Origin of the sequence: Bacillus sp. DX3.1, assembly GCF_030292155.1 — a bacterium.
Lineage (GTDB): Bacteria > Bacillota > Bacilli > Bacillales > Bacillaceae_G > Bacillus_A.
This window is the reverse complement of the sequence record NZ_CP128153.1, coordinates 2,863,906-2,877,808: the sequence shown is the minus strand read 5'-3', so window position 1 is coordinate 2,877,808 and position 13,903 is coordinate 2,863,906. Positions and strand designations below refer to the sequence as shown.

The 13,903-nt window shown below is 37.0% G+C and carries 11 protein-coding genes, 2 pseudogenes and 1 riboswitch; of the genes and pseudogenes, 8 read left to right on the top strand and 5 right to left on the bottom strand.

Features of this window, described 5'->3' with window-relative positions:
* Positions 1–217: 217 nt before the first annotated feature.
* Together QRE67_RS14145 and QRE67_RS14140 are read right to left on the bottom strand one after the other, a co-directional pair.
* Positions 218–979 carry a methyltransferase domain-containing protein gene (locus QRE67_RS14145; RefSeq protein WP_286120795.1) on the bottom strand — a complete coding sequence of 254 codons (762 nt, stop codon included), beginning with the start codon at positions 977–979 and terminating at the stop codon, positions 218–220.
* 297 nt (positions 980–1,276) lie between these two features.
* A complete protein-coding gene (locus QRE67_RS14140) occupies positions 1,277–1,582 on the bottom strand; it encodes an iron-sulfur cluster biosynthesis family protein (protein WP_286120794.1) in 306 nt (101 codons plus the stop codon).
* Positions 1,583–2,031: 449 nt separating this feature from the next.
* Between QRE67_RS14140 and QRE67_RS14135 the strand changes: the two genes are divergently transcribed.
* The 5 genes from QRE67_RS14135 to QRE67_RS14115 all read left to right on the top strand — a co-directional run bounded on the left by QRE67_RS14135 (position 2,032) and on the right by QRE67_RS14115 (position 7,404).
* The gene (locus tag QRE67_RS14135; protein ID WP_286120792.1) at positions 2,032–3,405 is read left to right on the top strand and encodes a short-chain fatty acid transporter; all 1,374 of its coding nucleotides are present in this window, start codon (positions 2,032–2,034) and stop codon (positions 3,403–3,405) included.
* Between the two features lie 222 nt (positions 3,406–3,627).
* A complete protein-coding gene (locus QRE67_RS28905) occupies positions 3,628–4,581 on the top strand; it encodes a hypothetical protein (protein ID WP_286120791.1) in 954 nt (317 codons plus the stop codon).
* Positions 4,578–5,297, top strand: coding sequence for an IS200/IS605 family accessory protein TnpB-related protein (locus tag QRE67_RS28900; protein WP_286120790.1), 720 nt, complete (start codon positions 4,578–4,580; stop codon positions 5,295–5,297). The genes QRE67_RS28905 and QRE67_RS28900 overlap by 4 nt, the downstream gene beginning before the upstream one ends.
* A gap of 725 nt (positions 5,298–6,022) precedes the next feature.
* On the top strand, positions 6,023–7,153 hold the full coding sequence (locus QRE67_RS14120) for a transposase (RefSeq protein WP_286120789.1): 1,131 nt from the start codon (positions 6,023–6,025) through the stop codon (positions 7,151–7,153).
* On the top strand, positions 7,114–7,404 hold the full coding sequence (locus QRE67_RS14115; RefSeq protein WP_286120788.1) for a transposase: 291 nt from the start codon (positions 7,114–7,116) through the stop codon (positions 7,402–7,404). The genes QRE67_RS14120 and QRE67_RS14115 overlap by 40 nt, the downstream gene beginning before the upstream one ends.
* 190 nt (positions 7,405–7,594) lie before the next feature.
* Here QRE67_RS14115 and QRE67_RS14110 read toward each other — a convergent pair whose 3' ends face one another.
* Positions 7,595–7,729: a YuzL family protein gene (locus tag QRE67_RS14110; RefSeq protein WP_286120787.1), complete on the bottom strand. Its 135-nt coding sequence runs from the start codon at positions 7,727–7,729 to the stop codon at positions 7,595–7,597.
* Between the two features lie 122 nt (positions 7,730–7,851).
* Here QRE67_RS14110 and QRE67_RS14105 point away from each other — a divergent pair.
* Positions 7,852–8,310: pseudogene (locus QRE67_RS14105) on the top strand (GNAT family N-acetyltransferase).
* Positions 8,311–8,623: 313 nt separating this feature from the next.
* Here the strand turns inward: QRE67_RS14105 and QRE67_RS14100 are convergent.
* Both QRE67_RS14100 and QRE67_RS14095 read right to left on the bottom strand, forming a co-directional pair.
* Complete coding sequence (locus tag QRE67_RS14100; protein ID WP_286120786.1) at positions 8,624–10,093, bottom strand: amino acid permease; 1,470 nt, start codon at positions 10,091–10,093, stop codon at positions 8,624–8,626.
* 112 nt (positions 10,094–10,205) lie between these two features.
* A riboswitch (Lysine riboswitch) is annotated at positions 10,206–10,399 on the bottom strand.
* 618 nt (positions 10,400–11,017) lie between these two features.
* A pseudogene (locus tag QRE67_RS14095) lies at positions 11,018–12,026 on the bottom strand (sulfite exporter TauE/SafE family protein).
* 100 nt (positions 12,027–12,126) lie between these two features.
* Between QRE67_RS14095 and QRE67_RS14090 the strand changes: the two are divergent.
* The gene (locus QRE67_RS14090; protein ID WP_286120785.1) at positions 12,127–12,930 is read left to right on the top strand and encodes a VOC family protein; all 804 of its coding nucleotides are present in this window, start codon (positions 12,127–12,129) and stop codon (positions 12,928–12,930) included.
* Positions 12,931–12,943: 13 nt separating this feature from the next.
* Positions 12,944–13,882 carry an aminoglycoside phosphotransferase family protein gene (locus QRE67_RS14085; protein WP_286125288.1) on the top strand — a complete coding sequence of 313 codons (939 nt, stop codon included), beginning with the start codon at positions 12,944–12,946 and terminating at the stop codon, positions 13,880–13,882.
* Positions 13,883–13,903 lie beyond the last annotated feature (21 nt).

Genomic DNA, 13,903 nt, shown 5'->3' with positions numbered 1-13,903 from the left:
GAGATAAAAGCAAATTATCTCGGTTTTTTTATTCCACTATTCGCGGGCAGTAATACTCCCACCTCAAAATTCGGCAGGAAGTTAAGGAGTTAGGTGGGGGATGAAGAATTCCCCCACTGATTAAAGTTTCACTTTATAAGTCATTTGACATTTTCATAGAAGGTACTGCAGTGTCCTAAAAGGTTTGCTATATTTCTTTTTAGGACACTTTTAAAAATTATATTGCTTTTGCCTTAATAAAAAATCGATGTTGTTTCACATCAAAATAGCCTTTTTGTAGCATGATTTGATGAATGTTGTATAGTTCATTTACATATGTTTCGGTATCAAAATCGAGTACTTGCCAAGGAATAGCTTTTAAATAATATACTAAAGCACCTATATCATAAAATCTTTGAACTGGAAATTCTTCTTTGTAATGTAAAACCTCAAAACCATTGTTTTGTATATCTTTTAGCGCTGCTTCTAAATTCCAATTACTAAATTCAGGGTTTAGTAGAACGCCTAAATTTTCATTGATTTCAGAGCAGTCTAATCCACCTACTTGCTGTGTAAGGAAAATGCCTTTATCAGAAAGTATTCTTCTTACTTCTTCTGGTGAGTATGATTCGTGTTGGTTCAAGATTAAATCAAATTGTCCGTTGCTAAAAGGAAGGTTGTGATCGTTTGCAAATTCTACAACCTGTACACCTAAAGGTTCAAGTTTCTTTTTAGCGGTTGGCACATTAGGTAGGTATCCTTCAGTAGCATAGACTGATTGAGGGAACGGTCTTAACATAGATAAGAATTCTCCACCACCTGTTCCCATATCAAGCATGGAACTAGCCTTTTGTATGAGGTGGATTGCCATACTACCATAAGACCATGATAGCAATTGACTTTTCATTCGACCAGTTTCTGTAATAAAGGAAAAATCCCAGCCAGTAAAGCTTTCATTTGCACTTTCTAATAACGTTAAAAATAGTTTATCTTTCTTCATAGGTAAACCCTCCATTAAAGTTGTTGTAATAGGGATAAAGTAAAACAATTTTAATGGAGGACCTCTTATTGATAGGTAAAGTTTTTATGTTTCGTGTTCTAGTATCTTCACAGTTAATCACTCCTGATGGCCGTGTTTTTTGTAGCCTATAACTTACATTCATGATTAGGATGTATAATACCTTTTAAAAATTAAAATGAATTCAAATGATAATCGATATATTTAGCTAATAGTTGTGATATGCAAAATTATTTGTAAAAAAATGCCCTCGTTTCTATGAAGAAACAAGGGCATTTTTTATTTTTTAATCGATAATCCATAGACAAGTGTTTCACTAGGAGTCATAATACTAAATCCTGTCGTTTTATAGTCGAGTTTTAGTGTATCCCCAATATAGTCTTTTGTAAACTCATCCATTTGTATAATGAGTCGTTCGTCATCAAATACAACATCATGAGCATTGTATTCGTCAACGATTAAATCAACATCAACAAATATACTACAAGAATTCGTCATTGTGCCTCTAATTCGTATGATGCTTTTATTATCAGAGTCTATTTTATGTAATACTGTTTTTGCTTCATCAGTTACGCGAATATTCATCGAATCCCTACCTTTTCTATACTTACGTTCTATTATGGCAAAAAAGTGAACAATAAGAAAGTCAATCAACTTGAATTAACGATACTAAAAGGATTAGGTGATAATTCTAAAAGCTAGAACGAAGGAAGACGTAATACTTTATTTCGCTATTTGCGGGCAGTAATCCCCCGTCCAAAAGTTCTGCAAGAAGCAAAGAAAAGAAGTTAGGTGAGGTTAATATGTGAATCGTTGCCGTACCCAGATCTATCAAGGTAAGACAAAATCATACTCCAAAAACGAAAAAAAGCTATCCTTTTCTATAAATCTACAAAAAATAGTGCATTTTTTGTTTTAGGGCACTTAATTTTGTTAGATTGATGGCGATAAACCTGGATTACAAAAGGAATTTATTTTCTTTTGTGGAATGGTATTTATATTAATCTTATTACAATTTGGAAAGGAGAATGTTGATGAATCATTCCCAATTGGAGAAAAACACAGGTGCAGATCCAGGAAAGAGAGAATCATTGCTTACAAGATGTGCAAATGTATTTTCGAGATGGTCGCAGAAGTATGTCCCGGATGCATTCGTTATTGCTGTGCTGCTCACTCTATTTACTTTCATCGCGGCCTTTTTTATGAATCCATCTGAGCCATACGCAATCGTAAAATCTTGGGGGGATGGGTTTTGGACTTATTTGACTTTTACGATGCAAATGGTATTGCTGATGGTTACAGGGATGACGTTAGCTTCCGTCCCATTCATCAATAGAGGTTTGCAGTCCATCGCCAAATTAGCCGATACACCTCAAAAGGCTTATGCGATGACATTTTTGATCAGTGCAATCGCGTACTACATCAATTGGGGATTGGCGGTGGTTGTAGGGGCAATCCTGGCGAAGGAAGTGGCGAAAAAGAATCCGGATGCACATTTTCCTTTGCTTGTAGCAGCTGCCTATGCTCCGACAGCCTTATACAGTGCCGGGCTTTCCAGCTCTATTGGCTTGACAATTGCTACAAAGGGTCATTTTCTTGCAGAGATGATTGGGATTATCCCTACCTCGCAAACAATCTTTAGTTTCTCTACTTTAATTATTTTTTTCACTCTGTTCATCACGATGCCGATTATTATCGTACTTATGGCTCCAAAAAGCGGGATTATCGGCTATAAAGCTGCTGAAACAGATACAACTTCTTTTGTAAAACCTCCTCAAAAAGATTTAAGCGCCGCGGAAAAATTGGAATGGACGCCGGTTCTGGGAATATTATTAGGTGCAATCGGTACGTTGTATTGTGTATATGAATTCATGAACAATCACAGCTTGGATTTAAATATCATTAATTTATTCTTCTTGTCACTCGGTTTGCTGCTGCATGGTTCTCTCGGCAACTTTGCACAAGGATTCAAAGAATCTGCACAATCCATTTCTCCGATTATTTTGCAGTTTCCGTTTTACGCAGGAATTATCGCCGTTTTGGGAAGTTCAGGATTAGGAAGCTCTATCATTGAATGGATGACATCCATCGCATCAAAGGATACATTTGATATATTTACATATTGGTCAGCGGGATTGGTGAATTTATTGGCACCATCTGGTGGGGGACAATGGGCTTTACAAGGACCGCTGCAAGTCCCGGCAGGTATGAAGCTAGGCGTAGATCCGGCCACTATCGCCATGGCGGTAGGCTGGGGGGACGCATGGACAAATCTGATTCAGCCGTTTTGGGCATTGCCTCTGTTAGGGGTGCTAGGACTAAAGATTAAAGACATCATGGGCTATTGCTTCATTCTCTGTATTTGGGTCGGAATCGTTACAAGCGTATTGATGTTGTTTGTATATTAACTTTCATAGAAGTACCGCTACATCGCCATCACGCTAAGCTTTTGAAGTACCACCAACACGAACATTTTATCATTTCAACCGAGAAGACCCCCTCCTCTAAACGAAGTAAAGGTGGGGGATGAATCGGTTTTTTTCTTTTTTTAAGGAAAACCATCTTTTTGTAGAACATACGTTCCGTCTTGTTGTATAATTGTCTTATCAAACAAAATGAGGTGAGAACAGGTGAAGAAAGCGTATTTTTCGAAACGGATCTATAAAAGGGATGTACCGTATGAAATGGTAGATACATTGACAAAGACAATGGAAACATTTAATCGGGCGAAACGTTTTGCATTTCAAACGATTGTTCGGGAAAAACGTTGGAGCCGTAAGATGCATACAGATAGTCTTCATCTTGTTCTCAAGCGGAAATATCAATTGAATGATTACTATGCAAACAGTGCGGTACAAGAAGCAAAGGCATTGTTTACAGGTTTAATGGAGTTACGGAAGATATATGAGAAACAAACACAAGAGAAGCTCAAGAAAATCAAAAAGAAGTTGAAGCAAGAACGTACAAAACTGACAAAGCTTCGTAAAATCAAACAAAGTTGTGTGAAAGGAAAGATTACGTTTCCCAAAAACTCCCGCTTTTCGAAGAACAATAATATTATCTCCTTGTCTCGTAAAGAGGACACATTCATTTGGCTGAATGAATATCTGTTTGAGCACCAGTACTTAGATGTTCAAATCAAAAGGATTCAAGCAAAAATCGGTCGTTTGACTCATCGACAATACCGTTTAAAGCAGAAGCTTGAATCGTACCAAACGCATATTCCTAGCGCGGTGTTTGGGAGTAAAAAACTGTTTCGGTCTCAATTTACAATCGATGAGTTTATACATAACCATGACAAATGGAAAACATTATTTTTCCGCGCCCGAAATAAACAACTCATTTTATCTGGCCGTAAAGATGCCAAACACGGAAATTTTGTGTTTCAGTATGTTATTGAGAAGCAGGAATTATGGATGACGACAAGTACAGGAAAACCGGTTATGTTTCCAGCTGTCACATTCCCGTATGGACAAGAAATCATTGAGGAAGTAATCACAAACCAATTACAGTGTAAGAATAAGAAAAACACGGCAAACCGATTGCGTGGTCTGTTGAAGACTATGGTGAGTATTATATTGTGAAATGCTTAGTCGATGTACCGGAAAAACCTCACACGAATTACAGTAAAGCGGATGGAGTGATTGGTGTAGATTGTAATCTAAAACATTTTGCTTGGGCGCATGTAACGAAGGATGGGAATTACAAAGGAAGTGGTTCCCTCCGTTTTTCCATGATAGGTAAATCTACCGGACAAATCACAAAGATAATTGAAGCGGAAGTCATTCGATTAGTTGACTTAGCAGAGCGGTATAACAAGCCGATTGTAATAGAAAAGTTAGATACCACGCAATCTAGGGCAGGGGATCGGTACGGAAGTAAGCGAGCGAATCGAATGAAGAGTATGTTCGCTTATAAGAAGATGACAGACGCAATTCTGGGTCGTGCGGATAAAATGGGCGTGGCTGTCTTTCAAGTCAATCCAGCATATACTTCTATCTCAGGGAAGATGAAATATATGCGGAAACTTGGCATCTCTATTCATCAATCTGCGGCCTTTACGATTGGGCGTCGTGGATTAGGGTATAAAGAAAAAGTGCCTCAAGTGCTTCAACCTTATATTCTAAAGAAAGAAGCGCACCACTGGACCCATTGGCATCAATTAAACAATCGATTTGATATTCGTACGCATCATTTCTATCAGTTATATCATGTGAATCAGCCGAAAGAGGCATTACAAATCGAACGATTAGACTTATTTGAAAGTGAAAAGAAAAAACTAGCAAAACTGTTTGCATAATGAAAAAGACGCCTTGTCCCAGTCTCTTACACTTGTCACCAGAGCAGATAACAGGTCTAGGAACTGGATGAATGACAGGGTGTTCTTCGCCTCGATATAAGAAAAAGTAGCTGTACCTTTTCTGTTCTCCTCGGAAGACAGAAAGAGGTCGTCTTGCCTAAGGACACTACCGAATTTCTATATCGTTGTATCCTCTTTGTTGAACGAGAGGAAGTGTTTTTGTTAGGCAGAAACAGTAGAATCCCCCACCTCAAGCTCGTGTAGAGGTAGGTGGGGGTAGTTCAATATACTGTTTGGCATGACATATTTGAGTATGAACTATATTCTTTTTAGATTAACTGGAAAAAGATTTTTAAAACATACTAATCTATCAGCAAAAATACACGAAGAGTCCTGATCTCCAGGGCTCTTTCTATCTTCTATACATCTTTTTATACATCTCTACTCAGTCAACCATTGTATATACCATATTTCTTTATGTCCTCATGCAAAATTGCATGAAAATATGTATGGAAATCTAGTATAATTTATCTTGAAGTTCCTAACATGCTTCATCATGTGTGCTATTACCAAATTGGTTATACCCTGAACAAATATAGAAAAAGAGCTCCTTTTAAATAAAAGGAGCTCTTTTCATACTGTTGAAAAACAATCTAGTCAATAGACAAAACCTGAAAATTTCGATAAAATCTCCTCGTGAATGAAATGAAGCGAGGAGATTTTTTATGTACGTTACATATTCCATGAAAGAAATTGAAGAAAATCGAAAGTACTATGAAATGATGTATGATGCTTCGCATCATTTAGTAAAGATGGATCAAGTGATGGATTGGGATTTTGTGACAAGGCGATTGGAAGTGTTCTATCCACATCGTATCGGTCGACCAACGAAAGATCCGATTATGTTAGTGAAAATCTTATTAATTCAGTATTTGGAAGGCTTTCGCTCGGTTCGTTTTACATGTAATCAAGTAAAACAGAATGCGACGTATCGTTGGTTTTTAGGGATTTCCTCGAATGAGAAGATTCCAGATCACTCAACAATCTCTAAGTTTCTCTCGCAACGTCTACGAAATGCGACGTTTTGGGAGGAGCTTTTTCAGCATTGCCTTCGTGTGATTCAACAAGAAGGGTTTATCGCAAACGAAACATGGGTGGCGGATGAAACAGAATTAAAAGCGAATGCGAATAAGCGTGTACGCGAAATCTTGGCGGAAGAAAAAGTAATAGAAGAAAAAGATGAGGATTTAGTGATGATTAACGATCACCGTGTGCGTCATGGGAAGAAACCTTTACAAGCGAAAGGCTCAAAAATAGAAGAAAAACAGACAAACATTAGCCCTGTAGATTCTGACGCTCGCTTGTCCGTCAAACACGATCAACGCGGACGCTTTGCCTATTTTGAGCACCGTATCGTGGATTCGCTTCATAACTTTATCATCGCCACAGATGTCACCGCCGCGAATGTGCCTGGGCATCGTAAATTGATCGGACAAGTTGAACGGTTAAATCAATTATTGGGGAAGTATGCGAAAGAAATCGCCCTTGATTCAGGCTACTACAACGCTTCCCTCGCGCGAAGGTTGTTTCAACGTGGCTTCTTCGTCTACATGTCTTATCGTCGATTTACAACGAAGGATCATCCAAAGTGCCGTCGTTATCAATTTAAACAAGTAAACGAGGATCTCTACGCCTGTCCTTGCGGTGTACCGTTTTATTATAAAACAACGAATCGTCAAGGTTATCGTGAATTCAGACCACCTAAAGGAAGTTGTCAATCCTGTCCATTTGCGAAAAAGAAAACCAAGATCGTGTGTTGCGAATTTCTATCCATCAAGAAATTTACGATCAGTTAAGAGAACAGCGCTTATCAATAAGAGGAAAAATTCTCCGTTCCGTTCGTCCGTCTACGGTTGAACTGAGTTTCGCACATAGTAAAGAACTCCACGGTTTGCGCTATGCACGATACCGTGGAGTTCAAAAGGTTAAAGTACAAGTTTTGATGACCGCCATCATACAAAACTTAAAAAAGTGGACCAAACTACGCTCGCTTAAGCAAGTTGGTTTACACCTAACACATCAAATTATAGAAGAAACCATTCTATAAAACAAATAGAAATCAAGAAAATGCCAAAAAATTCGGCATTTTCTTAACATAATCTTTTTCAACAACGTGAAAAGAGCTCCTTTTAAATAAAAGGAGCTCTTTTTCTAATAACACTCATACAAATGGTCCATATATCAAACATAATTCTAATACATGGACCATTTGTATAAATTGCGTTAAAAAAATATGATTAACTGCGTTTTTGTTTCTTATTTGATGAAGGTACTTTAATGGAACCTGCTTCTTGTGTAGTAGTTCCTTGACTTTCGACTTGTGAAGAACCAAGACTTGATTTGAAGCGATCCTGTTTAATTTTTTGTTGCATTTTGTATACCTCCAACGTTATTTTTTGTTTAGAAGTGAGAAACTATGCAGGAAAAGAAAGAAAAAAGACGAAAAAAGATGGAGAGCGTAATATCCAATAAAGCAGAAAAGAAGGGGAAGTCCATGACTAACATCAAAATTGAACTTGTAGAACTAAATGCAGAAAACTGGTATGAGTGTTGTAACTTACAGGTTTCTGAAGAATAGATCAAGCACATAGGATCTAATGCAGTATCAATTGCACAGTCTAAATTTGAGCCATCATTGAAGCCTTTTGCTATACATTTGGGAGGAAAAGCAGTTGGGTTTTTAATGTTTAATACACTTGAAGAAGAATTAGATGGTTACTGGATTTATAGAATAATGGTTGATAAAGATTACCAAAAGCAAGGAATAGGAAAAATTGCAACGCAGTTGATAATTGAAAACATGTCTAAATTACCGAATTGCAAGAGAATTGTTGTGGGCTATCATCCAGAAAATCAGGGAGCACATGCTTTGTACGCAAGTTTAGGGTTTGTAGACAAAGGGGACCGGTTTGGGAAAGAAATGGCAGTTGTTCTAGATGTAAATGCTTCATAAAAACTTAGCCTGGTACATAGTGAATGACAAAAGAAGCTAGTTTCATACTAGTTTTTTTACATATTCAAAAATATATCTTTTGTTATGTAGAAAGAATAAATTCCTTCAAACTCTTGAAATTCCGTGTCTAAGTTTTGGACTTTTTCTTTAAATGGAGGAGACTTCATCATTATCGAGCTAATGGGAATACATAACTCAAAATGGTTAGCTAATAGATACAAGAAATAAAAAGGTAAGGGACTCTATTAAACATAGCTAATAGGGTCCCTTACCTTTATTCTTTATGAGTTTATAATGAAAAATTGATAGGATTTTATTCTTTTAGTTCACATTTATCAAGCGGAATCACTTTTGTTTTATTTTTAAATTTGTAACCTAACCAAACGACTAGGAAGAGTGGTAAACCAATATAAGAAACAAGTACACCGTTCCAATCAATGGATTCTCCTGTAAACGCTCCGTAGTTTTGTCCTAGGATAACAATGGAGCAAAGTACAAAGGCGAAGATAGGACCAAATGGGAACCATTTAGCTTTGTAAGGTAAATCTTTTAAATCTTTCCCTTGTGCGATATATGCTTTTCGGAAACGATAATGACTGATTGCAATTCCGATCCATGCGATAAAGCCTGACATTCCAGAAGCGTTTAGTAGCCAAATATATACAACACCGTCACCGAATAAAGAAGCTAAGAAAGCAACGCAACCAACTAAAGCCGTCGCAATTAATGCGTTAACAGGTACACCGCGGCTGTTTAATTTTCCTAAAAATTTCGGTGCTTTACCTTCACGAGCTAAATTCCAAAGCATACGAGCGGAAGCATACATGCCAGAGTTACCAGCAGAGAGAACAGCAGTTAAAATAACAGCGTTCATAACCGATGCGGCAAATGCAACACCTGCTTTTTCAAATACAAGTGTGAATGGACTTACCGTTACATCACTTGCTGCAAGACTTTCATTTGTATATGGGATTAATAGACCGATTACAAGAATTGCGAAGATATAGAATAAAAGAATACGCCAAAAGATCGAGCGAATTGCTTTTGGAATACTACGTTCTGGATCTTCTGTTTCACCGGCTGCGACACCTAATAATTCAGTTCCTTGGAATGAAAATCCAGCTGCCATAAATACACCTACGATTGCCATGAAACCACCGTTAAATGGTGCATCAGCAATTGTGAAGTTTTCAAAACCGACAGGTTCACCGCCCATAATGCCAAAGATCATCATAAATCCAACAATTAAAAAGATAATAACAGTTGCCACTTTAATGAGTGCAAACCAGTATTCTGCTTCTCCAAAGCCTTTTACAGATAAATAATTTAAAAGAAACATAATGACTAAACAAATGCCACTCCAAAGTAAAGAAGGAGTATTTGGAAACCAAAACTTCATAATTAATGTTACAGCTGCAAGTTCAGCGGCAATTGTAATGGCCCAGTTGTACCAATAGTTCCATCCAAGTGCAAATCCAAGTGATGGATCGACAAATTTTGTTGCATATGTGCTAAATGAGCCTGCAACAGGCATGTAAGCAGCTAATTCAGCTAAGCTTGTCATTAAAAAGTAAACCATAATTCCAATTGCGGCGTATGCTATGAGAGCACCACCAGGTCCTGCAGTGTGAATGACACCACCGCTGGCAAGAAATAGTCCGGTACCAATTGTACCGCCGAGAGAAATCATTGTAAGATGGCGAGATTTCAATCCACGCCGTAGTTCACCTTGTCCTTTGGCGGATTGATTTGTAGAGGTAGATTGTTTTGTAGCGCTATTCATGTTCAACACTCCTTTTCTTGTAAGATAGGAAGGAGCGGGGGAGATAAATACAAAAAACCACCAAAGTAGTTTGGCGGAACGTTTCACAAATAACCACCCCATCATACCCTTCCGTTAAGATAGCACCCCACGTTTACACGGTAATTTGTAAACGTGACAGTTCTGTTCCTGTTTGGAGACAGCCCCAGCCCAATACTTCCAGAGAAGAAGTACAAACTTCGGCAGCTTTTCCTTTCAAACGGGTTCATTGACATTCTCTGTGTCTCAGCCGTTCTACTATTAAAAGCCGCAACCTCTACCTCATCGGATTGATGAGGATTTGTTTATTGCTATGATTTTTGATATATGGCAATTGTAATGACTTTCTGAAAATATTGCAAGGTATTTTGTAGGAAAAAATCAAAAAAGATCGGTTATTGTATAGGAAACGTTTTCAAAACTCCACCCGAACCTAGTATTATGTAAAAAATTTTAAAAAAGAATCGAAGAAAAACCCTGTTATACAAATATTTCGCAAAAAAACATGAAAAACCCTTCTGAATTAAGAGAAAATTCAGAAAATTAAATTCGACATTATTTTACATGATGTCTTCTATAGGAACGATATGTTAACAATGTAGGGAAGGAAATTGGTGAATTTGAAGTATAATTTCTATGAAATATTAAAAATATGTAAATGAAAATAAAAAGTAAGCAAACCATATGTCTGCTTACCTTAATTTCGTATATGTTTCTAAATAAATCCATTTTGATTTTTCGACATATAGCTGCGGCTATGGATAACAAAAGGTGACATGCACTCGTTTTCTCTCTTTGTTTTCACTATGTCTGGGCAGAAAAAGGATCTGATCGCTTCTATGCATGGCCGGATGCTCTCTCCCACCTAAAAAGAAGGGGTTTATGTCGGTTTTTTATCTTGTAAGTTTAAGGCGAAACTTGTTTTTGATTCTGATATACAACATTTTGTTTTGTAAGTTGAGAATGACTTCGAACAGAAAAGATAAGAGCAATCACAACGACGAGACCTACGGCAATATAAGAGAGCGCAATAATGGTTGGATCCACTTTAAACGATGTTAGTAATGTGCGAATGTTTGTGAAAATAATAAGCCCACCAACAAGTACACCAAGTAAATGAGATGGTACAATTCGTACTAACCATGCAGCAATTGGAGCTGCAACAATGCCACCGAGCATAAGTGAAAATACCCAAACCCAGCTGATTTGTTCCCAGCCAAGTGAAATGAAAAATCCAATGGTTGCTGCTAATGATACAGGAAATTCACTTGTGTCAACGGAACCGATGACTTTACGTGCTTCGTTGCCGCGTGCAAGAAGTACGGGTGTCGTAATCGGCCCCCAGCCACCACCACCTGTTGAATCAACAAAGCCTGCGAATAGTCCTAATGGAATCAGTTGTTTGCCAGGTATACGTTTAGTATTTGTTTGAAGTACTTGTTTTTGAATAATAAATCTTAATAAGATATAAACACCTAATGTAAATAAAAAGAGTGAGATATAGGGTTTAATTAAATTTCCAGGCAAGTTACTTAAAAAACAAGCACCGACAAAGGCACCGATTGCCCCTGGTAATGTAAGTCTAGAAACGGTATATTTGTCGACATTTCCAAAGCGAATATGGGATATACCAGATGCTGCGGTTGTCACAACTTCAGCCAAGTGAACAGATGCTGAAGCGATAGCTGGTGCAATTCCAAACATTAATAATAAAGAGGAAGACGTTACTCCGTACGCCATTCCAAGTGCTCCATCAATCAATTGAGCGAAAAATCCAATAATAGCAAAGACAATTAATTTTTGCATGTAAAATCCTCCTGTAATCGTAAATGAAAAAGGCTCTTTTCTCGTGTGAGAAAAGAGCCTTTGGTTTTTCCAATCAGCTATATATTAATTTCTTATCATTATAATGCATATTAATCTCATAAATCAACTAGGTTTTATAATTATTTTGAATTGATTGAAATAAAAGAACAGTTATATAATGGAAGAGTGTAGAGAAGGGGGGATATAGGATGTTAGTATTTGATCATCTTGTTCATGTGATTCAAGGAACGCCCATAGAAGCGGTAAAACGAATGAAATCACTCGGATTTCATGTGTTGGAAGGTGGAGAGCATACGAATTGGGGGACTTGGAATAGTTTAAGTTATTTTGATTTAGCTTATATTGAGTTTTTAGCTGTTCAAAATGAAAATAAGGCGAAGCAAGCAGATAATCCACTTGTTCTTCAAGCTATAGATAAATTGATGGATGGAGAAGGGATGTTACAAATTGCAGTTCGTACAGATCGAATTGAAGAACTTGCGGCCACATTTGTAGAAAAGGGTTTACACATAACTGGTCCAATTGAAGGGAAACGTATAAGAAAAGATGGACATCTTATAGAGTGGAAAATGTTGTTTGTGAATCAGGAAGAAAACGGTCCAAGATTTCCTTTCTTTATACAATGGGAGGAGTCAGATGAAAGTAGGAGAATAGACTTACAACAAGTGGGTGTAATTACCCCACATGATAACCAAGTAAAGGAAATTCAAACGGTATATTACGCTGTGAACAATGTTCGTGAAACAACTGCGAAGTGGAAAGACATTTTACAGGTGCAAGTGAATCCTGTTGAAATTCATAAAGAATGGAATGCACTTTGTCAAAGTATATCGCTTGAAAATATGAAGGTGCAATTTTGTGAACCAAAAGGAGAGGGACTAGTGCAAGAGAGTTTGAAACAATGTGGAGAACTTCCTTTTGCGATTGAATTTAAAGGGGAGCATGAACGGAAAAACGCTTATCAAATTTTTGGTAGTATGTATATATATTAGTATAATGATGAAAATGGATGAGATTGTAAAAGAACTACAAAAACAATTGGATTGGCCTAATGTTATAAAAAGTAGTTTTATTCCAAAAGGTTTTTCATTCGATGAAAAGTATAAAATTGAGTTGGAAAATGGCGATGTGTATTTTATAAAAGTATGTGATTTTTCCACGAATAAACATAAGCAGGAAGAATTTGAATATATACGTCATTTTGAATGGAGTGGTATTCCAGTTCCGATACCATTCCATTTTCTAAATCTAGCGGAATTCAATAAATGTGTGCAAGTATATGGATGGGTTAATGGAGAAGATGGTGAAGTTGCGCTTGGGAAACTGACGATTGAAGAGCAATATAAAGCCGGAAAAGCAGCAGGAGAAGTATTAAAACGTATTCACACATTAGAAAAAAATGATGTAAAAGAATCGTGGGAAACGTATCGATGGGCGAAGTATGAAAGGTATCTAACTCAATTAATGGAATACGAAGTCGATTACATTGATTTGGATCCTGTTCTTACATTTGTGGAAGATCATAAATATTTATTAAAAGACCGCCCAATTGTGTTTCTGCATGATGATTTTCATCCAGCGAATATGATGTTTCATAATAAAGAATTTCAAGCGGTTATAGATTTTGATCGATTTGGATTCGGAGATCCTATTCATGATTTTTATAAGGTCGCTTTATTTACAACAAAAATCAGTGCGCCTTTTGCAATTGGACAAGTACACGGTTACTTTGATGGAGAACCATCACTACATTTTTGGAAACTATATACATTGTATGCAGCGATGACTTTTCCATCTGATATCGTATGGTCACATAAAGTGACACCAGATTTATTAGATAGGATGAAAGAGCGATTGAATCGAATTTTTGATGACCATGATGGATTTACATCATACATACCAGGCTGGTATAAATCAATAGATGAATATCGTATACATATTTAATTGTGAAAAATAGAAAAAGAG